20 protein-coding genes are annotated in these 21,927 nt (G+C 35.3%); 16 read left to right on the top strand and 4 right to left on the bottom strand.

The features are described 5' to 3' along the window. The first annotated feature begins 24 nt into the window (after window positions 1-24). The 16 genes from LV89_RS20995 to LV89_RS20920 all read left to right on the top strand — a co-directional run bounded on the left by LV89_RS20995 (window position 25) and on the right by LV89_RS20920 (window position 18,439). Window positions 25-1,209, top strand: a complete 1,185-nt coding sequence (locus LV89_RS20995) for a lanthionine synthetase LanC family protein (RefSeq protein ID WP_109744893.1) — start codon at window positions 25-27, stop codon at window positions 1,207-1,209. A 12-nt stretch (window positions 1,210-1,221) separates the two neighbouring features. Beyond that, window positions 1,222-2,439 (top strand): lanthionine synthetase C family protein, encoded by a 1,218-nt coding sequence (locus LV89_RS20990; protein WP_109744892.1) that lies wholly within the window; start codon window positions 1,222-1,224, stop codon window positions 2,437-2,439. Between the two features lie 12 nt (window positions 2,440-2,451). After that, the gene (locus LV89_RS20985) at window positions 2,452-3,381 is read left to right on the top strand and encodes an LLM class flavin-dependent oxidoreductase (RefSeq protein ID WP_109744891.1); all 930 of its coding nucleotides are present in this window, start codon (window positions 2,452-2,454) and stop codon (window positions 3,379-3,381) included. 8 nt (window positions 3,382-3,389) lie between these two features. Then, window positions 3,390-5,579 carry a peptidase domain-containing ABC transporter gene (locus tag LV89_RS20980; protein WP_109744890.1) on the top strand — a complete coding sequence of 730 codons (2,190 nt, stop codon included), beginning with the start codon at window positions 3,390-3,392 and terminating at the stop codon, window positions 5,577-5,579. Window positions 5,580-5,598: 19 nt separating this feature from the next. Further along, entirely contained in the window at window positions 5,599-6,582 is a 984-nt protein-coding gene (locus LV89_RS20975) for a hypothetical protein (protein WP_109744889.1), read from the top strand. 130 nt (window positions 6,583-6,712) lie between these two features. Then, on the top strand, window positions 6,713-6,910 hold the full coding sequence (locus LV89_RS20970; RefSeq protein WP_109744888.1) for a class I lanthipeptide: 198 nt from the start codon (window positions 6,713-6,715) through the stop codon (window positions 6,908-6,910). Window positions 6,911-6,958: 48 nt separating this feature from the next. Further along, on the top strand, window positions 6,959-7,147 hold the full coding sequence (locus LV89_RS20965; RefSeq protein ID WP_109744887.1) for a class I lanthipeptide: 189 nt from the start codon (window positions 6,959-6,961) through the stop codon (window positions 7,145-7,147). 26 nt (window positions 7,148-7,173) lie between these two features. Next, a complete protein-coding gene (locus LV89_RS20960) occupies window positions 7,174-7,368 on the top strand; it encodes a class I lanthipeptide (protein ID WP_109744886.1) in 195 nt (64 codons plus the stop codon). Between the two features lie 172 nt (window positions 7,369-7,540). Beyond that, on the top strand, window positions 7,541-7,741 hold the full coding sequence (locus LV89_RS20955; RefSeq protein WP_109744885.1) for a class I lanthipeptide: 201 nt from the start codon (window positions 7,541-7,543) through the stop codon (window positions 7,739-7,741). A 27-nt stretch (window positions 7,742-7,768) separates the two neighbouring features. After that, a complete protein-coding gene (locus LV89_RS20950; RefSeq protein WP_109744884.1) occupies window positions 7,769-7,963 on the top strand; it encodes a class I lanthipeptide in 195 nt (64 codons plus the stop codon). Between the two features lie 26 nt (window positions 7,964-7,989). After that, window positions 7,990-8,196, top strand: coding sequence for a class I lanthipeptide (locus LV89_RS20945; RefSeq protein WP_109744883.1), 207 nt, complete (start codon window positions 7,990-7,992; stop codon window positions 8,194-8,196). Between the two features lie 288 nt (window positions 8,197-8,484). Next, window positions 8,485-11,688, top strand: coding sequence for a lantibiotic dehydratase (locus LV89_RS20940; protein ID WP_109744882.1), 3,204 nt, complete (start codon window positions 8,485-8,487; stop codon window positions 11,686-11,688). Window positions 11,689-11,700: 12 nt separating this feature from the next. Further along, window positions 11,701-12,417 (top strand): beta-barrel domain-containing protein, encoded by a 717-nt coding sequence (locus tag LV89_RS20935; RefSeq protein WP_109744881.1) that lies wholly within the window; start codon window positions 11,701-11,703, stop codon window positions 12,415-12,417. 10 nt (window positions 12,418-12,427) lie between these two features. Further along, the gene (locus tag LV89_RS20930) at window positions 12,428-14,875 is read left to right on the top strand and encodes an alpha/beta hydrolase family protein (RefSeq protein ID WP_109744880.1); all 2,448 of its coding nucleotides are present in this window, start codon (window positions 12,428-12,430) and stop codon (window positions 14,873-14,875) included. 216 nt (window positions 14,876-15,091) lie between these two features. Then, complete coding sequence (locus tag LV89_RS20925; RefSeq protein ID WP_109744879.1) at window positions 15,092-17,347, top strand: peptidase domain-containing ABC transporter; 2,256 nt, start codon at window positions 15,092-15,094, stop codon at window positions 17,345-17,347. 372 nt (window positions 17,348-17,719) lie between these two features. After that, window positions 17,720-18,439, top strand: coding sequence for an HlyD family secretion protein (locus LV89_RS20920; protein ID WP_109744878.1), 720 nt, complete (start codon window positions 17,720-17,722; stop codon window positions 18,437-18,439). A gap of 116 nt (window positions 18,440-18,555) precedes the next feature. Here LV89_RS20920 and LV89_RS20915 read toward each other — a convergent pair whose 3' ends face one another. From LV89_RS20915 to LV89_RS20900, 4 genes are all read right to left on the bottom strand, one after another. After that, window positions 18,556-19,230 (bottom strand): response regulator transcription factor, encoded by a 675-nt coding sequence (locus LV89_RS20915; protein WP_109744877.1) that lies wholly within the window; start codon window positions 19,228-19,230, stop codon window positions 18,556-18,558. Window positions 19,231-19,427: 197 nt separating this feature from the next. Further along, window positions 19,428-20,210: a sensor histidine kinase gene (locus LV89_RS20910; protein WP_109744876.1), complete on the bottom strand. Its 783-nt coding sequence runs from the start codon at window positions 20,208-20,210 to the stop codon at window positions 19,428-19,430. 98 nt (window positions 20,211-20,308) lie between these two features. Continuing rightward, window positions 20,309-20,959, bottom strand: coding sequence for a hypothetical protein (locus LV89_RS20905; protein ID WP_146199219.1), 651 nt, complete (start codon window positions 20,957-20,959; stop codon window positions 20,309-20,311). Between the two features lie 78 nt (window positions 20,960-21,037). Then, the gene (locus LV89_RS20900) at window positions 21,038-21,430 is read right to left on the bottom strand and encodes a hypothetical protein (protein WP_109744874.1); all 393 of its coding nucleotides are present in this window, start codon (window positions 21,428-21,430) and stop codon (window positions 21,038-21,040) included. Window positions 21,431-21,927: the final 497 nt, after the last annotated feature.

The following is a 21,927-nucleotide window of genomic DNA, read 5'->3' as shown; positions in this document are numbered from 1 at the left end:
TTACCTACTCTAAAATGTTTAATTATGGAAATGCTACTCGAAGAGAAGGCAGTACTATGCCTTGATAAAATAGCCGAATGTTTGACCCTACCAGAAAATAAACTTTCAACATTTGGCTATACCAACGGACTGATTGGCAAAGTACTATTCTTTACCTATTATGGAGCATTCACCGAAAATAATAAGTATAACGATTGGGCAGGGAAGATTTTATCAGCTTCTATCAAAAAAATAACTGAGCCTTATGAAGGACGAAGTTTTTATAAAGAATTGGCAGAAATTGGAATATTTTTGGAATACGCCAAGACCAATAATATCATTGAAATAGATACAAATGCAATCCTTTTGGGAATTGACAAAATCATGGAAGAAGTCCTTGAAAAAGCGATGAAAACCGAAGATTTTGACCCTTATACAGGAGGATTGATGGCTGGAATGTATTTTGTGGCACGCAGTAATTCTAAAGCGGATGTTGAACCCATTCTTGAAAAAATCACTTTGTGGTTAAATCTGATTGCCCATACAGATGCACAGAATAATACCTATTGGGTTTCTAAACTATTTGATAAGAATAATATTTATTTAGGAATTTCTCATGGACTCGCTATCGTAATAACATATTTATGCAAAATGTACGAAATGGGAATTCAACCTACACTTGTAAAAAAAATGTTATTGAGTTCTACCGAATACTTGTTGAGTAAAAAACTTGATTTTGTAGCAAAGGGTTATCATTTCCCTGATATTGTAGGAGACGAAAACGGTCGTACTTCATTGGGTTTATGTTATGGTGATATGGGAGTGGCTTACGCTCTTTTGAGAGTAGGAGAGTTGTTGCAAAACGAACGATTAAGTTCTGAATCTATCCAAATATTTAAAAATTGTGCCACCCGTAATGACTTCCCAAAAGCTGGAATTAAGGATGCGGGTATTTTGTATGGAGCCTCGGGTGTTGCTTTGATATTCGATAAAATTTATGAAATGACTGGTATTACTCTGTTTTATGATACTGCTACCGATTGGTACAAAAAAATAACAGATTTTGCTGTTCATGAAAACGCTACGGCTGGATTTAAAGGTAATTTTAATCAACACTTCAAACATACCAATATCGCTTTTATGGAAGGTATTACAGGAATTGGCTGTACTTTGATAAAATATTTTGATAGGGAAAACTATTGCTTTGATGAATTGATTTGGATGCTTTAACCTAATGAAAATATGAAAACCCTCACGATTGAAAAAGAATTAATAGATTTACAAGTCAAAAAACTACTGAATATTATTGAAGTAACAGAACCCAAAAACGACACCCTTTTTTCGGGTAGAATAGGGCAGATTTTATACTACTTCTATATGTTCAGATACTTTGAAGACGAAAAATATGCTGATAAAGGCGTGGAATTGATTGAGACTATCTTACATAATATGGATACTCATAAATCACCATATTTATTAAAACCAGCCTTTTCTTATGGACTCTCTGGGTTTGGCTATGTTCTTTCGCTACTGAAAGATGAAGGAATTATTGACATTAATTTTGATGAGCAATTGTGTGAGTTTGATGACATCGTATATACAAAAACGTTAGAAGATGTAGTAAAACGAAATACCGATTATTTACATGGCTCTTTGGGTGTTTTATTATATTTGAGTCGCCGTTTGTCTAATCCAAAAGTAGAGAAATACCTTGAAATTTTGGTCGAAACATTGTCAAAGACTGCCATCAGAGATTCGAGAGGTGTTCGTTTTGAGAACTCGCATATTGCTCGCCTGAATGAATCAGACAATATCAATTTAGGGCTGGCACATGGACTCTGTGGAATATTAATGATTCTTCTGAAAATTCATGCAAAAGGTATTTGTAAGACTCAAATAGAAGAAATAGTATCAGGAGGAATCAATTTTATCCTTTCTTACAAAACACCACAAGATTTTGCTACGGGAAAATACTCGTTTTTTCCTCTAACAATTAATGAAAAAGAGCCTTGGAATTCTGATAAAAATATAGAAGAATACGGTTCGAGGTTAGGTTGGTGTTATGGTGATTTAAACGAAATACTATTGCTTTATACAGCCTCAAAGCAGTTTGGTGTACCAGAATGGGCAGATATTGCAGATGAAGTAGGATGTAATACCATTGAACGAAAAAATAGAAAAGAGACCATCGTAATAGACAGTCATATTTGTCATGGGTCAATCGGAATGGCTCAATACTACAAACGTTTTTACGAAATGACTGCTTTACCCATTTATGAAGAAGGATATTATTATTGGATAGAAAGAACCTTACAATTTCTTGAAAAAGAAACCACAGACCCCCTCTTTAGGTCGCACGCAGGAGAACTTTTAGAAGGCTTTGTAGGTATTTCATTAGGATTAATTTCTGCGGTAAGTGAAGAAGATTTGAAGTGGGACAGTGTCTTTTTATTATCATAATCTATTAAAACTATGGAAAATATTAAAATCGGACTGCTTGACTTTGGTCTTCGTGATACCAAAATGAATAGTCTTCATGTAATAGAAGACTTAATTGAATATGCCAATCATGCTGATAAATTAGGTTTTAGTCGCTTGTGGGTAGCAGAACATCATGTTGCCAATACACGAGCGGCATGGTCTAATCCCGAAACGCTTTTACCTATTTTAGCAGGGATGACCAACCGTATCAAAATCGGTGTAGCAGGTATTTTATTGAGTATTCATAATCCCTATCATGTAGCTTTAAATTTTAAATTATTAGCCAATTTATTTCCAGGAAGAATTGATTTAGGGCTTGCAAATGGGGTTGTTGGTGAGAAAATTGCACAAGCCGCCATCAAAGATACCAATCAAATTTTAAGAAGCACTTTTGATAGTAAATTAGAAGAATTAGTCCATTATTTACAAGATGAGGACGAATTATTTAACGAAGGAAAGGGGATTGTCATTCCTCCGTATAAAGGTGAAATACCAGAAATTTGGACTTTGGGAGTATCCTATGGAAGTTTAGATAGAGCCTTAAAACTACGCACTAATTTTGCTCGTTCTATTTTTCATGCTGGTTCAGATGTATCCTACGAAAAAGAACGTTTAGCTAAGTTCAGAGAAGATTATTTTCAACGCTATGGAGTAGTGCCAAAGATGACCTTAGCCATTGCAGGGTGTTGTCATAAAACATCTCAGAAAGCAAAAAAAATTCTTGATTTTCTTAATACCAAAACGGCTGTTGGAAAAGGAGATATTTTTGGAAGCCCTGCTAAGTTTCAAGACCAAGTGATGACACTCAAAGAGCAGTACGGAATAGATGAAATCATTTTTATGAGTGCCGCTATGAAATCTCAAGACCGTATGATGGGTATCGAACTAATAAGTGATATTTTTAAACTCAATCAAAACTAAACTGTGTTATGGCTTTTCCGTTCTATCGTCAATTAGATGCGATGGATTGTGGACCAACGTGCCTCCGAATGATTTCAAAGCATTACGGAAAGACTTATACGCTGAACACACTCCGAAGTACCACCAAATATAGCCGTGAGGGAGTTTCGCTCTTAGGTATTAGTAGAGCCGCCGAAAATATTGGCTTTCGAACTATGGGGGCAGTTTTAACCCTCGATAAAATCGTCAATGAAGAAGTCCCTTTACCCTGTATTGCCCATTGGGACCAAAACCATTTTGTGGTACTTCATAAGGTAAAAAAAGATAAAATATTCATTGCTGACCCCGGAAAATCTCTTATTACCTATACCTCCGAAGAGTTTAAAAGACATTGGGTAAGCACCCAAAAAAATGGTACACCGCAGGGAATAATTCTATTGTTAGAACCCACCCCCAAGTTTTATGAAGAAGAAGGAGAAACCGAAACAAAAATAGGTTTACACAAACTATATCAATACCTGACTACTTATAAAGCACTAATTATTCAGTTGGTTTTAGGGTTATTGGTGGGTAGTTTATTACAATTAATTTTTCCTTTTTTAACGAAATCAATTGTCGATATTGGTATCAATACCAAGAATATCAATTTCATTTATTTGGTATTAGCAGGACAATTAATGTTAGCCTTAGGACAAACGTCCTTAGACTTTATCAGAGGGTGGATTTTCCTGCATATTGGTACACGAATACGTTTATCAATTCTGACCGATTTTTTGGTGAAATTAATGAAACTCCCGCTTTCATTTTTTGATACAAAAATGATGGGAGACATCATGCAACGCATGAACGACCACAATAGAATAGAAGCATTTTTGACCAATTCTACCTTAAATGTACTATTCTCATTGATTAGTTTACTGGTTTTTGGGTCGGTATTATTGATGTATAGTTTGCCCATATTTTCAGTATTTATTATTGGTAGCATCTTGTATGCCGCTTGGGTGATTTTATTTCTTCGTCATCGTAAGAAGTTGGATTACAAGCGTTTTCAAATTGCAACACAAAATCAGAATAATATTATCCAATTAATTTCAGGAATTCATGAAATCAAAATGAATGATTGTAGTACCCAAAAACTTTGGGAGTGGGAAAGAGTTCAAGCTCGTTTCTTTAAGTTTAATACCCAAAGTTTAGCCCTCAATCAAAACCAACAAGTAGGTGCATTTTTTATTAATCAAGGCAAAAATATTTTCACCATTTTTTTAGCCGCTAAAGGGGTGGTAGATGGTAGTTTGACATTAGGAGAAATGCTGGCAATCCAATACATCATTGGGCAATTGAATGGGCCTATTGAGCAACTTATCCAATTTATGCAAGTGACTCAAGATGCTAAATTGAGCTTAGACCGCCTCAATGATATTCATGAAGTACCAGATGAAGAACCCCATCATAAAACCTTTGTTCACTATTTGCCCGAACACCGAGATATACAAATTAATAAGTTGTCATTTGCTTATCCGGGAGCAGGCAATGTAACGGTACTGAAAGATATTTCGCTAACCATTCCCGAAGGAAAAACTACTGCCATCGTTGGGGCAAGTGGTAGTGGAAAAACCACACTGCTAAAATTGTTATTAAAAGTCTATGACCCAGATTCAGGTGGGATTTCTGTGGGCGAATTACAGTTTAACAATATTAGTCATCAATTTTGGCGAAAACACTGTGGGGTAGTCATGCAAGAGGGATTTATCTTCTCGGATAGTATTGCTCGTAATATTGCGGTTGGCGAAGAATTAATAGACCCTGACCGACTGGCTCATGCGGTAAAAGTGGCTAATATTCAGCAGTTTATCGAGGATGCACCTTTGGGATATAATACCAAGATTGGTTCAGAAGGTAATGGTATCAGTCAGGGACAAAAGCAAAGAATATTGATAGCTCGTTCGGTATATAAAAATCCTAATTATATCTTTTTTGATGAAGCTACCAGTGCCTTAGATGCTAATAATGAAAAGGTTATCATGGAAAATTTAGATAACTTTTTTGAGGGAAGGACGGTCGTTGTAGTGGCTCACCGCCTGAGTACCGTTCGTCATGCTGACCAAATTATTGTATTGAATAGAGGCGAAATCGTAGAACGGGGTACTCACGACGACTTAGTGGGTAATCGTGGATATTATTATGAATTAGTAAGAAATCAACTCGAATTAGGTAACTGATTTTAAACATTATTAAATCATGGAAACTATCAATACTGTTACTTGGAATCATTTACTCCAAGTCCTCGAAAATATTAGAAATACGCCTGTAAAACCCAATGAAAAACTGTTTGAAGCGGATTCTTTATCGTCTATCAATCCATTAGCAAAACAACGCTTAGGAACGGAAACTTACCAGAAACTACGTTCTATTTGGAATGATGCTTCATTGGCTTTGAGCTATGCCAAAAAAAATGATTTAGAGCAAGCTGGAAAGCAATTTGCCCATGCCAAAGAAAGGCATAACGAACTGGAGGGTGAAGCACGAGCATTGGCCGAGATTTTATATTATCCCAAAGTCGCCTATTACTATTATAAAATTCGTGATTTTAAAGCCGCTGATGAAGCAATATCCACTACCTTAAAAATGGATGACATAATGCAAGAAGTCTATTTTACTTTTCATGGACATAAACTTCATGTATTGCAAAATAATAGTAGAACATTGGCATATCGTAAAGAATTTGATGGAGCTGCAAAATTGGTGTTATCGGTATTGAGATACCTTATTGCTCCCAAGTCAAAACCTCTTTATGAAGGCAAATGGGGGAAAAAATATTTAGATAATTACAAAACGGTTCAGCGGTTGCCAATCACTTTTGAATTTTTCTTTTTTGATTTCAGCATGGATTCCTTCCGTTTTCCAGCTTTTGAAACTGCGGTAATACAAAATTCAAAACTCATTTGTGATAGTTTGAAAAAGGTTGCGTCAACTGACCCTATTTATCAAATGGCTTATGATTGGTTTGATGCCAAAAGAAGCCTTTATATACGAGAAAATGTAGAGGAATATATCCAGAAATCTACCGCTTTTTTGAACAGCTACCCTGCCCGATATGATATGTTTAAATTACTCTTATTGTGGGATATGCTCAGGTTAACCAAGTTGATGAATGACCCCGTAAAACAAATCCGCTTAGATAATTTTCTACACGAACATTATAAAGTCAAGTTAGTAGCATAATCCAAAAACCCAATCCATAATCAGGATAATGATGATAAAAAATCAATCAAGATTATTCCAAAATATATTCTGATACGTCATGGCTACTCTATAAAACAATCATAGTATTCACTCTTAAACAATATATAACATGAAAAAGAAAACAATCAGCATAGAGTCTATCTCATTAGATAAAGAGACTATTGCTCGTTTAGACGAAGTACAATTGAGTGCCGCCGTAGGAGCTGGAACCTATTCATGCAAAGCCGCTGAACAACTGGAAGCCTTTGAAGATGAATTTGCAGCAGATACTTGTTGTAAAGGTTCGTGTGGCACAACAGGCTGTTAATTAAACAAAATTACAATACCTTTTTTCACATTTAACGAATAAAAAGCGATGAAAAAGCAAATCCAAATTGACAAATTGTCATTAGACAAAGAAACAGTATCTCGTTTAGACGAAGAACAATTGAAAAACTTTTTAGGAGGTGGTGCCCCTGATAGTATTTCTTGTAATAAGGCTGTCGCCGCTGAAGAAGATGAAGAATTAGGCTGGAATTCATGCTGCAATAATTCTTGTAATTAATCTTTTACCTCTTAATTTTTTATACCATGAAAAAGCAAATAAAAGTTATCAACCAACTTGCCTTGGACAAGGAAACAATTTCAAAATTGGATGAAGACCAATTAAAAAACGTAGCAGGTGGTGGGTCGTTATCCTGTAATGGAGCCGCTGCAGTAGCAGAATCAGACGATGAAGTTTTAGGCTTCAACTCCTGCTGCAATGATTCATGTAACAAGAATTAAGGAACAATAACTTATAATTTTCAAACGACTCCTTTACTGCTATTTTATTCATTAAAGAGTGGTGCTATTCGCTTCAAAAATGAATAAAACTAACTATAAAATAGTCATCCTAAAACTTTACAAGTTATTATTTCAACGTTCCTAAAATTTCACTTCTAAAAATTATTTTACAATGAAAAAGCAAGTTAAGATTGCCCAAAACCTCTCTTTGGATAAAGAAACGATTGCCAAGTTAGATGAAAGCCAGTTGAAAGACGTAGCAGGTGGTGGTTCATTATCATGTAATAATGCGGCTGCTGTTGCAGAAGATAGTACCGATGATTCAGAATTGACAGATATTCACTCTTGTTGCAATGCCTCATGTAACGGCTAAAAAAAATCACTTTAAAACTATTTTACTATGAAAAAGCAAGTCAAAATCGCTCAAAAATTATCCTTTGATAAGGAAACCGTTTCAAAATTGGATGAAGACCAATTAAAAAATGTAGCTGGTGGAGGTTCTCTATCTTGTAATGCGGCGGCTGTTGCAGAAGATGATAATGATGAGGTTCTCGACATCAACTCATGTTGTAACAATTCTTGTAATAAGGCATAACCATTTCATTCTCAAAACTATTTACAATGAAAAAGCAAGTTAAGATTGCCCAAAATCTCTCTTTGGATAAAGAGACTATTGCTAAATTAGATGAAAATCAGTTAAAAGAAGTGGCTGGTGGAGGGTCTATGTCATGTAATGCTCAAGCATTAGAAGATGGACAAGATGACGAAAACATTTTGTCTGTTTTATGTGATGTACATTCTTGTTGTAACGCCTCGTGCAACGGTTAATTCTCTAATCATAGAGGCTGTTTAAACTTTCTTCTAAAAGACTGAAAGGGAAAGGTTAAACAGCTTCATAGTAAAGCCATAAATCAATGGCTTTACTATGAGACTTCTTGCGAAAGTGTTTTAAGTGATAAAACAACATCTTTTCGGCTACCAATAGCGAGGTTTTTTCAACCGTAGCTATGCTTTCAAAATGCCTGCTATGGTCACTCGAAAATATACCATTTTTCAATCATAAAACACTTTCGCAAGAAGTCTATTAAAAAATCCCTCAAAATCATCGTTAAAACTATGGATACTCACTTAGATATTGCTGCCCACGATTTTTATTTACTTCGTAATCCTCTTTTATCCATAGACGAGCTTTTTGCTTTTGAAGAAGGACGTTTTCATGAGGATAAAAATGCCTTTGAGAATATTTTGAGAGAAAAATTCCTGAATCCTACTCTCCAAGAGGCAATTTATATGGCTTCTCCTGAATTGTTTAGAGAGTTCAAAAAATGGCTTAATTATGAAAAACTTTCCGAGAAAGATGTTGATAAATTATTATTAACACTCTATAAATATTACCTCCGCATGAGTAGCCGTTGCACACCTTATGGGCTTTTTGCGGGTTGTTCGGTGGGCAAACTGGGAACCGAAAATACCGCCATCCAATTCAATCAATCAGAAAAATATCGTAAGTATTCACGCTTAGATATGAACTATGTTGCAGAACTTGCAGAGTCGATAGCAAGCCAGCCTAAAGTGCGTGAGCAAATCAAATTTTACCTCAATAGTAGTATTTATCAGTTAGGTAATAAATTACGGTTTGTAGAAGGAAGAATCAAAAATAAAAACCGTTCATATTTCCTGTCTTCTTTATCTGTGGCAGAACATTTGGAAAAAATTGTGGCGTGTGCCAAACAAGGTGCTACCATTAGACAGTTAGCCGAAATCTTAGTTTCTAATGAAGTAAGTATGGCAGACGCCAAAGGATTTATTGAGGAATTAATAAATTGTTCTTTCATTATTAGTGAGTTTGAACCCACCGTTACAGGAAGTGAATTCTACGATGTTTTGATTGAAAAAACTCAACAATACGGAGTAGATACCAATATTATAGATAAACTTTATAGGATAAAAACATTATTGGGAAACCAAGATAGCGACACACAAAAGTATTTTGAAATTGCTAATATCATCAATGATACTTTCAAAAAAACCTCTGCTAAAGACCTCATTCAGACGGATTTGTTCTATAACACCCAACAAAACTTTTTGAGTAAAAATGTTGAAAATATTCTGATTCAAGACCTTCAAAAATTGTTGGTTTTGAGTCGTAAAAATATAAATACTAACCTTGATACCTTTAAAAAACGTTTTTATGAACGCTACGAAGAAAAGGAAGTTCCGTTATTGGTAGCCTTAGATAGCGAATTAGGTATTGGCTATGGAAACGTGTCGGGTAGTAGAGCAGATAATTCACCTTTAGTTGACGATATTTCGTTGCCCAGAGCTGCTAAAAATACTACCGCCAACTGGAATACCTTAGATAAATTCAAATTTGAAAAATATCAACAGGTTATTCAGAACAAAGGAAAAGAATTAAATCTGACAGATGAAGACCTAAAAGTCTTTGCTGACAATAACGATAAAACCCTTAATATTCCAGACAGTAGTTTTTTGTTTGGTTCACTGCTCGGAGCTTCTGAAAAAGCACTTGATGAAGGAGATTTTAAGTTCGTCCTTCATGCTTGTAATGGTCCTTCGGCGGCTAATCTTTTGGGTAGGTTCTGTCATGGTAGCGAGTACCTGACTCATAAAGTAAAAGAATGTATTGAGGAGGAAGAAGCTCACAATCCAGAAGCTATTTACGCAGAAGTCGTTCATCTACCCGAAGCTCGGATAGGGAATATATTGATGCGTCCTACTTTACGGAAATATGAAATTCCATATTTAGGAAAGCCCTCGGTAGATAACGATGGAATCATAGATTTAGAAGACCTTTTGGTATCCGTAAAATATGGAAATCAGTTGGTGTTACGTTCCAAAAAGCACGGAAAAATGGTCATTCCTCGCCTTACTTCTGCTCATAATTATCATAGAGGCTTACCCGTATATAAATTCCTTTGCGATTTACAAAGTTATGGTTTACACAGTTCTGTATCATGGGATTGGGGTTTGATTGCCGACCAGCCATTTTTGCCGAGAGTCACTTATAAACATTATATCCTTAGCCGTGCGTCATGGACAATCACTTTGACGAATTATCCAGTATTGTCTGCCAAAACACAGAACTTAAAATCAACGTTTACCCCCATTCGTGAACAGCTTGATTTACCTCAATTTGTGACGCTTATCGAAGGTGATAATGAACTGTTGATAAATCTTGAAAATGAGTTCTCTTTGAAAATTTTACAAGAAAAACTCATCAAAAAAAATAAAGTTATTTTGGCTGAATATTTAGCTATTCCTGCCAATTGTTTTGTGGCAGACCAACAAGGCAGATATACCAACGAGCTATTAATTCCATTTAAAAAATTACAGACAGAACTTATTGCTCAACCTTTTATTCCTCAAAAGGAAATTTCAGTCACCAGAACTTTTGCTGTTGGGAGTGAATGGTTGTATCTGAAAATTTATACAGGTACTAAAACCGCCGATTCATTATTGACATCTGTTATAAAACCAACCATAGATAAACTGATGGAGGAGGGAGTCATTGATAAATGGTTTTTCATTCGTTATCGAGATACAGACGAACATCTTAGACTCCGTTTTCATAGTAATTCAAACCCGCTATTTTATGGCTATGTCTTGAAAGCAATTCATGAAGCACTCAAAGATTTGATAGATAAAGGTGTGGTTTATAATCTACAAACAGATACTTATAATCGTGAAATTGAGCGTTATGGCAACGCAACAATCGCCCTTGCAGAGGAGCTGTTTTTCAACGATAGTGTGGCAATTTTGGCATTTTTAGATATGATTGAAGGGGACGAAGGAGAGCGTTACCGTTGGCTTTTTGCCCTCCGAGGAATTGATATGCTTTTTGATGATTTTGGATACGAATTAACGGATAAGTATCGCATTATTAATCAAATGCGAGAGAATTTCTTCCAAGAGTTTGGGGGACGCCATTCCATGATGGTTCAGTTAAATGATAAATATAGAGCTGTTTCGAAAGATATCCAACGCTTTATGCAAGACCCCGCCAATTCAGATGAAAGTGAAATAACACCTGCCGTAGAGGTATTCAGAGAACGCTCAAAACGTAATGATTTTATTATTCAGGAGATTCGGAATATTCAAAAAATAGATTCCCAAACCCTTTCTTTTGATGCAACCATTCCCAGTTATATCCACATGTTTATGAATCGCTTGTTTATTTCAAATCAACGCTTACACGAATTGGTTATCTATCATTATTTAAGTAAATATTATGAATCATTGATAGCCCGCATGAAGAAATCGCAAAAGATAGAAAAGGTACTCGAAACGGTTAAATCTTAAACTAATAAAATTATGCCCAGTCATTTAGAGGTACGAAGTGAGGAGTTTCATGATATTATGCAACGCACTCCCAAATGGATTACACGTTGGGGAATAACCATACTTTTAGTCATTGTTGTTCTCATTTTGACAGGAACACACTTTATTCATTATCCAGATATTGTAGAAACCAATATTTGGGTTTTGAGTAAGGAAAAACCCGTACCCATTAATAGAGAGGCGGACATAGAAATTTCACAAGTTTTGGTTAAAGACAAAGTTCTCGTTCATGCAGGACAGCCACTTTTTTTATGTGCCAAACAGATAAATAAACAATTCGTTGAAGTAATCAAAGCACCAATAACAGGTATTTTTTACTTAAAAAGTATTCCTGAAAACATCGAAATACAAAAAGATAAAATAGAAATAGGCTTTATTATTCCCAAAAATCAGCAACATCTCGTCAATGGGAAATTGCCGATTGAAGGAATCGGGAAAGTGGAAATTGGACATAAAGTAATCCTAAAATTAGATGCGTTTCCATATCGAGAGTTTGGCGTTATTGAAGGTAGCGTACAAACCATTTCACCGTCAATTGAAGATAATACTTATGACGTAGCCATTAATTTAACTAATGGATTACAAACTCAAAATGGCAAAAAAATCACTCTTCCAATGAAACTTAAAGGGAAAGCGGAAATATTGACAAATGAAAAAAGTCTTCTGAAACGTATTTTTGACATCATCTAAACTAAAAGCTATGAAAACATCACGCAATATGTCAATCTTTTTTGGGGCTATTTGGGCAGGAATAATACTTGTCGGTCAGCCACTTTTTGCCCAAGATAATCAGTCTTATCAAATGCCCCCTAAAGAAATGACTGATATACTAATGGCTCCTTTAACACCTACGGTTAATATTTCACCGAATAACGATTTTATTTTGTTTTTGGAACGGTCTCCTCTACCAACTATCGAGGAAATGGCACAGCCAGAACTTAAAATTGCGGGTCTTAGAATAAATCCACTCAATAATGGACAAAGTAGAGTCTCAACCTTTATTGGGTTGAAAATGAAAGAAATGACATCATTAAACGAGCGAGTTTTGAAAGATTTTCCAGCAGGTTCATTCACTGATTTACGGTGGTCGCCAGATGGTAAAATGTTCGCTTTTGTTTTAGTGAAAAATGAAAAGTTAGAACTTTGGATTGCCGATGCTGAAAAAGGTACAACTCAAAAAATGTTAGATAATATCAATGATGTGTTGTCGGGCGAGCCTTTTCAATGGTCGCCTACGAGTGATTATCTTTTGGTAAAAACGATTACAAAAAATCGCCAAATTTTGGCTAAGAAAAATTTAGTGCCAACTGGACCAACCATTCAAGAAAATTTAGGTAAAAAAGCTCCTGCTCGCACGTATCAAGACTTATTGAAAAATGCTTATGATGAATCCCTTTTCGACTATCACTTATCAACTGATTTAGTGAAAATATCTTTAAAAGGGGAGCTTCAGACGCTTTTGAGTAATAAAATCTTAACGAGTTTTTCGCTTTCTCCCAACGGAAAATATATCATCAATACCGTTTTAAAGAAGCCTTATTCGTATTTAGTGCCTTATAGTAATTTTCCCAAAGAAATTAATTTAAATGATATTTCAGGAAGATTTATAAAATCATTGGCAGATATACCGCTTTCTGAGAGTGTTCCTATTGGTAATGACGCAGTGCGTACTGGTATGCGTAGCGTAGAATGGCGTGCAGATGCCCCCGAAACCATTATATACGTAGAAGCTCAAGATGAAGGAGACCCTAATAAAAAAGTAGAAGTACGAGATAAGATTTTTTCACTAACAACACCGTTTGTTGAACCTAAATTAATGGCTTCGTTATCAGGGCGTTATAGGTGGTCGAGCTGGGGAAATGACACACTGGCTATCTTGGTGGATGGCTGGTGGAAAAACCGCACACAGCGAATGATAAAGATAAATCCATCACTCGAAAACCAGAAGGGAAAAGTTATTTTCGACATCAATACCGAAGATTTGTACAAAGACCCAGGTTATCCAATTGTTGCTTATAATAAAGCAGGCAGAGAGGTTTTATTGGTAAAGGAACAAACCAAAAAAATAATTTTCATGGGTGAAGGTTCTTCACCTGAAGGAAAAAGACCATTTGTAAGAGAAGTAAGTTTAATCGATAACTCTGTCAATGAAATTTGGCGTTCGGAAGCACCATTTTACGAAATGCCCATTGATGTTTTAGATATGACTAAAAATGTTATCCTGACTCGAAAAGAATCTACAACAGTGCCTTCTAATTATTTTGTGAAAAATCTTGATGAAAAATCTGAACGACAATTGACTTTTTTTAGTCATCCTTATCCTCACATGAAAGACGTAAAAAAAGAACTATTGCAATATCAACGAGCAGATGGTGTAAAATTGACAGCAAAGGTTTATTTTCCAGTAGGATATTCAGCCCAAAAAGGAGCATTACCTACGCTCATTTGGGCATACCCACGTGAGTATAAAAATGCCAATAATGTAGGACAGGTAAAAGATTCTCCGTATTTGTTTACTCGTATTGGATGGACAGGCCCCATGTATTGGCTTACGCAAGGATATGCTGTTGTGGACGACCCCGATTTACCCATTATTGGTGAGGGCGACAAGCAACCCAATGATACTTATATTGAACAACTGAAATCTGGAGCGGAAGCTTTGGTCAATGAATTAGTCAGTAAGGGAATTGCTGATAAAAATAGAATTGCCATCGGCGGACATTCTTATGGGGCTTTTATGACGGCCAATTTATTGGCTCATACCAGTTTATTCGCCGTTGGTATTGCACGAAGTGGTGCGTACAACCGTACCTTGACCCCTTTTGGTTTTCAGTCGGAAGAGAGGACTATGTGGGAAGTGCCAGAGATTTATGCAAAGATGTCTCCCTTTAATGCAGCCAACAAAATCAAAAATCCGCTTTTGATAATTCATGGAGAGGCTGACAATAATGCAGGAACATTTCCTTTGCAAAGCGAACGACTTTACAATGCCATCAAAGGGCATGGCGGAACAACTCGTTTTGTTTTACTACCACTTGAAAGTCATGGTTATACAGCTAAAGAATCCATTTTACATACGCTTTGGGAGATGAATCAGTGGATGAATAAATATATGAAACCCCAAGAGGTTCAGTCGGAAGGAAAATAGACTTCTTAATAGACTTCCTGCGAAAGTGTTTTAAGTCGTAAAACAACATCTTTTCGGCTACAAATAGCGAAAATTTTTCAAGATTGGGCATCCCCCCATTTCTCTGCTTTGCTTTCAAAATTCCCGCTATTTTCACTCGAAAATATACCATTTTTCAATCATAAAACACTTTCGCAGGAAGTCTAATTTTTTAAATATCTTACAAATCTTAAAAATATGAAAAGCAAGTTTAAATATTATAGGCAACTTGACTTCATGGACTGTGGCCCTACTTGCTTAAAAATGGTAGCCGCTTATCATGGTAAAGATTATTCCATTGATTATCTTCGAGCAAACTCCTATATACAACGGTCGGGAGTTAGCCTGACTGGTATCAGTGAAGCTGCCGAGAAGATAGGCTTCAGAACATTAAAAGTGAAGCTCTCCATCAGACAGATACTTGAAGAAGCCCCTCTGCCTGCCATTTTACATTGGAATCAAGAACATTTTGTAGTATTATATGATATTCATAAAAGTTTTTGGTCATTTTTGCCTTGGGTGAGCAAAGGAGAAAAATTTATTATAGCAGACCCCGGACATGACTTGGTGATTGTTGATACAGAAACCTTTATGAAATGTTGGACTGGCGAAGGCGGGAAAAAAGGGATTGCCCTTTTACTTGAACCAACTCCAGACTTTATGGATAGAGGAGAGGATAGTCCTCCCCAAAAAGTAGGCTTCAATTTTTTGTTTGATTATCTAAAACCGTATAAAAAATATCTATTTCAGATTTTGCTGGGAATGATTTTTGGGAGTATTCTAAGTATGATTTTCCCATTTCTCACCCAAAGTCTTATAGATTTTGGAATTCATCGTCATAATGTTAGTTTTATACATCTAATCCTGATTTCGCAACTACTTTTATTTCTTGGTGGTGTAGCAGTGGACATGATTCGAAACTGGATTTTACTACACATAAGTACCCGTGTCAGTGTTACCATTATTTCTAATTTCTTGGTAAAACTGATGAAATTGCCTATCAATTTCTACGAAACTAAAAATATTGGAGATATTTCACAACGAATCCAAGACCATCATCGCATCGAAACATTTTTGACAGGTACAACACTTAATACCTTCTTTTCAATCATTAATCTTTTTGTTTTTTCAATTGTACTTGGTATTTATAGTACCACATTGTTGGGAATATTTGCAGTTGGTAGCACTTTGTCTATCTTATGGATTGCCATTTTTCTAAAACGACGAAAAGATTTAGATTATAACCGCTTTCAACGAATGCGTGAAAACCAAAATAGTGTCTATGAACTCATTACGGGTATGCAGGAAATAAAACTGAATAACTGCGAAAAAGCTCGTAGATGGGATTGGGAGCGTATTCAAGCAAAACTTTTCAAGATTAATATTAAAAGTCTGGCTCTTGAACAATATCAAGAAATGGGGTCAACGTTTTTTACCCAACTTAAAAATATTTTGATTTCGTATGTGGCTGCTACACAGGTGATTGATAATAAAATCTCATTGGGTGTAATGCTTAGTATTTCGTATATCATCGGACAAATGAATGGGCCATTAAGTCAGTTAATGTCTTTTATGCGAAGTATCCAAGATGCTAAAATTAGTTTAGAACGCCTCGGCGAAATTCATAATAAACCCAATGAAGAATTAGAAGAAGAACATTGTTTGGGAAAACTGAATGGGATTTTAGATAATACCAATCAGTTGAAGGGAAATTGCAAGGGCATCACCCTAAAAAATGTATCATTCCGCTACGGAGGACCACAATCGCCATTGATTTTGAAAAACCTCAACATAATGATTCCTGAAGGGAAAGTAACCGCAATTGTGGGAACAAGTGGTTCTGGCAAAACAACATTGCTGAAATTACTACTGAAATTCTATGGTCTTGCCGAAGGAGATATTTTTGTGAATGACTCAAATATACTTGACATTTCTGCAAAAGGCTGGCGAAACGAATGTGGAACTGTAATGCAAGATGGTTATATTTTCTCAGATACTATTGCCCGAAATATCGCTGTGGATGGTCAGAAAATGGACGAAAATCGTCTTTTAGAAGCGGTAAGAGTGGCTAATTTGCAAGAATATATCAAGAAATTGCCATTAGGTTTTGCAACAAAAATTGGTAATGCAGGTGCTGGACTAAGTGGAGGACAACGTCAAAGAGTTTTTATAGCCCGTGCAGTATATAAAAATCCTAAATATATATTCTTTGATGAAGCCACAAGTGCATTAGATGCTAATAATGAACGTGTAATTATGGAAAATCTCGACCAATTCTTCAAAGGTAGAACCGTTGTAGTGATTGCTCATCGCCTCAGCACCGTAAAAAATGCTGACCAAATTATTGTACTTGAAAACGGTGAAATCAAAGAAGTAGGAACGCATAAACAGTTGACTTCCAATAAAGGATTTTACTTTGAATTAGTAAAAAATCAATTAGAATTAGCAGCGTGAGGATAGATGATAGAGAATAGATGATAGATGATAGATGATAGAGAATAGATGATAGAGAATAGGTTATAGAGAATAGATGATAGAGAATAGATGATAGAGAATAGATGATAGATGATAGAGAATAGAGAATAGATTATAGAGTGCAGATTATAGAGTGCAGATTATAGAGTGCAGATTATAGAGTGCAGATACTAAATATTTATAGGTCAGTAATTTTATCCTCTAACCACTATTCTCTATTCACTATCATCTATCCTCTAACCACTATTCTCTATTCACTATCATCTATCCTCTAACCACTATTCACTATTCTCTATTCACTATTCTCTATTCACTATTCTCTAACCTCTATTCTCTAAAATAAAAAAAACCATGCCCGAATCAGTCTTACATATTCCTGAACGTAGCGATGAAATGCAAGAAATCATTGGCTATGTACCTCATTGGGTTATCAGATGGGGAGTTTCTATCATTTTTATAGCTTTGGCTATCATTCTGATGACTTCCGTAATGATACAATATCCCGATACACTTACTGCCAAAGCACTCATCAACGCACGAGAACAGCCTCAGAAAATTACGTGGTACACCACTGACCCCGAAATTAGCTATGAGTCGAAAGTAAAAGATGCTCAAAATGTAATTGTTGGCGATACGCTCGTGATTGAAAATGACCAAAAAACAAATATAATTACGCCTATCACAGCAAAGGTATCAGGCAGAACTTACTTATTAAAAGGAGTGGAGAATAAACCCAAAGCTTGGATGTTGTTGGTTGTACCCAAAGTGTCTAATTATGAAGTGCAGCTTCGTTTGCCAGTTCATGGAGCTGGGAAAGTAAAAAAAGGACAGAGAGTTTTAGTAAAATTAGACGCTTATCCGCAAGATGAATTTGGGTTTTTAGAAGGTGAAATTACCGAAATGGTACCTGTCTCAATTGATAATTATTATCGGGCTAACGTAAAATTAACTAACGGTTTAATAACCAACGTTGGTAAAACATTGCCAATTCAACCGCTACTTCAAGGTTCAGCAGAAGTTATGTTGGATGATAAAAGAATCTCCAGCCGCATATTTGGGACATTATTTTGATATACAGAGGCTGTCCGAAAAGTCAATAAGTCTTTACATGGTAGGTCAAAAGAGAATAACATTTTTTGGATGAAGTTGCTCTCTACTTATTGACTTTTCGGATATTTTTTAACGACTCACAACAATACCGTAGGGTTAACCAAATTGTTTTTAATCGCAAAAATGACTAAGCCTGCGGTGTTTCTTGCTCCTGTTTTTTCTAATAAATTATTACGATGCCCATCAACTGTTCTAACACTAATAAACAATTTTTCGGCAATTTCTTGAGCCGTCAATTCTTGACAAATTAGATTCAGCACTTCCACTTCTCGGGTACTCAAAATTATCGGGATATTATCATGAACCGATACGTGCGTTTTTTTATTTGAAAGCCGTTTATGAAATGTATTAAGGGTATCTTCACTAAAATAGAATCCTTTTTCGATAACACCTCTGATGGCTTTCTCGACATCTTCTGGTTCAGAATTTTTGAACAAATAGGCACTCGCTCCTAATTCTATGAGATGCACCACAAATTTTTCCTCATTATGAATTGATAGAATGATTACTTTTTGGTCTGGGTATTGTTCATGTATAATTTTCATGGTATCGATTCCATTGAGGTCAGGCATCGACAAATCCATTAAAATTGCGTCGGGTCTTTGGGTGGCAGTTTCTAAAAAGCCTAATAGTTTTCTGCCATTGTCAGCCTCACAAGTAACAGCCATATTTTCAAAACCATTGATAATAGCAGCCATTCCTTTTCTAAAAAGCATTTGGTCATCGGCAATAGCGATGGTAATCATATTCATAGTACGGTTTAATTTAGAGATTTCGTTCTTAATAATTCAACTTTAGGGAGAGAGGAATACTTCAAATTATGGTGTAGAAATTTGGGAGTGTCTAATTATAGACTGCGACATAACTTATTAGAAGTAAAATTTAATAATTTGGCTCAACTTTCGGGAAGTTGAAATAACTTATTAAACAGTATATTTAGCATCAAAAATTACAGTAAAATACCTATGTTTACTTCTATGCCTTTTTCAACGGTTGTAATATACGTAACTTTGCCATTAAGCATACTTACTCTACTTTCAATATTTTTTAAGCCTAAACCTCTTTTGGTTAAAGAAGCAATATCAAATCCTTTACCATTATCTCGATAGGTAATCGTAAGTAATTTATTCTCAGAAGAAAAAAATATATCAACTTCCGTAGCTTCAGCGTGCTTGATGGTGTTGTTCAGAAGTTCCTGCAATATTCTATAAAGGGCTAATTCCAAACGGTTTTCTAAACGTTCTAAAGTTTCTATCTCAAGATTTATAGATAATAATGAAGCCTCTTCTACTTTATCACAGAGCATTTCGAGGGCGTATTTCAAACCAAATTCTTCCAAACCATGTGGTAACATATCATTGGAAATTCGACGAACGTTTTCAATTGTGCTATCAATCAATTGTTTACTGCCAATTATTAATTTTTCAGTATTGTCAGAATGATTTTCTTTCGTAAAATTCAATTGCCCAACTTGTAGCCGAAGCATAGAAAGAGCCGCTCCAATTTCATCGTGTAAATCTCTTGAAACTCTCCGTCTTTCATCCTCCATAGCATCTATACTACTTTGAAAAAGGTCGAGTTGGTGTTTTGATTTTATAATCTGAACTTCAGCCTTATTACGCAGTAAACGTTTTTGATAAGTAGTGACAAAAAATAGTAACATTCCTGCCAGCAAGAACATTAGTAATGTTCCGCCAAATAACAGAATATAAATGTCAGTTTGGGAAGGCATTTAAAATATGTGTGTGAGTGATGAAATTACTGGTTAAATTTTTTCGAGTATGAAATTAGGGGATAAAAATCATTTAACAAAGAAAAAGAATCCTATATCTATTTTGCGGTACTTTTCCATAAACCCACAGAAATCAAGGAGTACATAATGACGATAAAAAAGGCGTGTAATGCCCACGTTATCATGCCCATAGGTTTGCCTTGGGTGAGTATAAAGTTGCTAAAAGTAAATAAAAATAAGCAACCTGAAAAATAGAAAAGAAAGCCTGCATTTATCCAAAATACGGATGTGTCGGAAGGGTCTTGGTCTTGAAATTCATCAAATGTTTTATATAAATAGAAAGCCGTATAAGCTACAATAATCAAACACTCAACCGTTTTAGCATAAGAATTAAAGGTTAAAATATTATGTAAAAAGAATGAATCAATCAATGAAAAAATGGTAAATACAATAAAAATGCTCGGAATGATTTTAGGGGAAATATAACGTTTAAATATCTCATAGTAAAACCATGAAATAAATAAAAACTCTATCAATACATAAATATGAAATAAATACAGATTGTGTATTTTGTAATAAGCCATTGTCCTTGAAATAAGCTCAAACAATACACCATTGCATAGATACAAGAAGATAATAAGTAACTCTCTAACCAAATATTTTCTTCTGAATATGCCAACTAATAACGGAATTGGAACAAACCAAGACACGTTTTTTACGATGAAAGTAGCAATTTCTTGAGAATTCATATTCATAAATGTTAGGTGATAAAGTGTAAAAACCGCAAGGTATTGTTCAGAACAACCTTGCGGTATTGCTTGAACTTATTAGTTCATTAAAGGACTTTCATCGTCACAAGTTGGTGGACATGGATTTGTAAAGTCATATACATAATATTCAACTGAACCATCTTCCTGAGTTACAGCATTTTGGTCAATACAATCTTTAATGATAACTATTTCTTGTTCGTCTTCTTCAGTTTTCATTATTTCTTTTTTGGCAGCTACCAAAAACATCTTTTCGTGACCCTTAGCATCCATTCCAAAATATACACGAACAACATCTATTTCTGCGGGTGCTTCGTTGATAATATCTACCAATTCTTGTCTGTCGATAGCAAAAGCATGAACTTTTTGTGTTTCACGCCAACGAGCAGTGTCTTTTTGTGCTTGTTTTAATGGATAATGATAATCTTTAGGATGTTTTTTTAGATTAGACATGATTAAAAAAGTTAAATATGTTAGTATGAGAGTCCTCGTAATCCCAGCCTGAAAATCTAAAGGCTGGGAATGATTGTCCGCCAACAATCGAGGTTTGCACAAAACTATACAATATTTTTGGATAGATAATACGTAAAAATACCTGTTTTGCTACCATTTAGTAATAGACTTCCTGCGAAAGTGTTTTATGATTGAAAAATGGTATATTTTCGAGTGAAAATAGCGGGAATTTTGAAAGCATAGCAGAGAAATGGGGGGATGCCCAATCTTGAAAAATTTTCGTTATTGGTAGCCGAAAAGATGTTGTTTTACGACTTAAAACACTTTCGCAGGAAGTCTAATAAAGTTTAAAACAGGTATTTTTACGCTAAAATGAATGTCTTGAAATGCCCAATTTTGCAAAGTGTTCCGAAAGGTTCATCACTGACACATCAAAAGTAACCCTCACAAGATATTTGTGAGGGCTTTTACTTTTACAAGAATTTTTAATTATTCAG

Source organism: Arcicella aurantiaca, assembly GCF_003148625.1.
In the GTDB taxonomy this organism is placed as follows: Bacteria; Bacteroidota; Bacteroidia; order Cytophagales; family Spirosomataceae; genus Arcicella; species Arcicella aurantiaca.
The sequence above is the reverse complement of the archived record's forward strand: the minus strand, read 5'-3'. Positions and strand labels throughout refer to the sequence as shown.

What these genes read in the sequence shown, in the direction of transcription:
- LV89_RS20995 (WP_109744893.1), top strand. Translation starts at nt 25, where the DNA reads ATGGAAATGCTACTCGAAGAGAAGGCAGTACTATGCCTTGATAAAATA.
- LV89_RS20990 (WP_109744892.1), top strand. Translation starts at nt 1,222, where the DNA reads ATGAAAACCCTCACGATTGAAAAAGAATTAATAGATTTACAAGTCAAA.
- LV89_RS20985 (WP_109744891.1), top strand. Translation starts at nt 2,452, where the DNA reads ATGGAAAATATTAAAATCGGACTGCTTGACTTTGGTCTTCGTGATACC.
- LV89_RS20980 (WP_109744890.1), top strand. Translation starts at nt 3,390, where the DNA reads ATGGCTTTTCCGTTCTATCGTCAATTAGATGCGATGGATTGTGGACCA.
- LV89_RS20975 (WP_109744889.1), top strand. Translation starts at nt 5,599, where the DNA reads ATGGAAACTATCAATACTGTTACTTGGAATCATTTACTCCAAGTCCTC.
- LV89_RS20970 (WP_109744888.1), top strand. Translation starts at nt 6,713, where the DNA reads ATGAAAAAGAAAACAATCAGCATAGAGTCTATCTCATTAGATAAAGAG.
- LV89_RS20965 (WP_109744887.1), top strand. Translation starts at nt 6,959, where the DNA reads ATGAAAAAGCAAATCCAAATTGACAAATTGTCATTAGACAAAGAAACA.
- LV89_RS20960 (WP_109744886.1), top strand. Translation starts at nt 7,174, where the DNA reads ATGAAAAAGCAAATAAAAGTTATCAACCAACTTGCCTTGGACAAGGAA.
- LV89_RS20955 (WP_109744885.1), top strand. Translation starts at nt 7,541, where the DNA reads ATGAAAAAGCAAGTTAAGATTGCCCAAAACCTCTCTTTGGATAAAGAA.
- LV89_RS20950 (WP_109744884.1), top strand. Translation starts at nt 7,769, where the DNA reads ATGAAAAAGCAAGTCAAAATCGCTCAAAAATTATCCTTTGATAAGGAA.
- LV89_RS20945 (WP_109744883.1), top strand. Translation starts at nt 7,990, where the DNA reads ATGAAAAAGCAAGTTAAGATTGCCCAAAATCTCTCTTTGGATAAAGAG.
- LV89_RS20940 (WP_109744882.1), top strand. Translation starts at nt 8,485, where the DNA reads ATGGATACTCACTTAGATATTGCTGCCCACGATTTTTATTTACTTCGT.
- LV89_RS20935 (WP_109744881.1), top strand. Translation starts at nt 11,701, where the DNA reads ATGCCCAGTCATTTAGAGGTACGAAGTGAGGAGTTTCATGATATTATG.
- LV89_RS20930 (WP_109744880.1), top strand. Translation starts at nt 12,428, where the DNA reads ATGAAAACATCACGCAATATGTCAATCTTTTTTGGGGCTATTTGGGCA.
- LV89_RS20925 (WP_109744879.1), top strand. Translation starts at nt 15,092, where the DNA reads ATGAAAAGCAAGTTTAAATATTATAGGCAACTTGACTTCATGGACTGT.
- LV89_RS20920 (WP_109744878.1), top strand. Translation starts at nt 17,720, where the DNA reads ATGCCCGAATCAGTCTTACATATTCCTGAACGTAGCGATGAAATGCAA.
- LV89_RS20915 (WP_109744877.1), bottom strand. Translation starts at nt 19,230, where the DNA reads ATGAATATGATTACCATCGCTATTGCCGATGACCAAATGCTTTTTAGA.
- LV89_RS20910 (WP_109744876.1), bottom strand. Translation starts at nt 20,210, where the DNA reads ATGCCTTCCCAAACTGACATTTATATTCTGTTATTTGGCGGAACATTA.
- LV89_RS20905 (WP_146199219.1), bottom strand. Translation starts at nt 20,959, where the DNA reads ATGAATTCTCAAGAAATTGCTACTTTCATCGTAAAAAACGTGTCTTGG.
- LV89_RS20900 (WP_109744874.1), bottom strand. Translation starts at nt 21,430, where the DNA reads ATGTCTAATCTAAAAAAACATCCTAAAGATTATCATTATCCATTAAAA.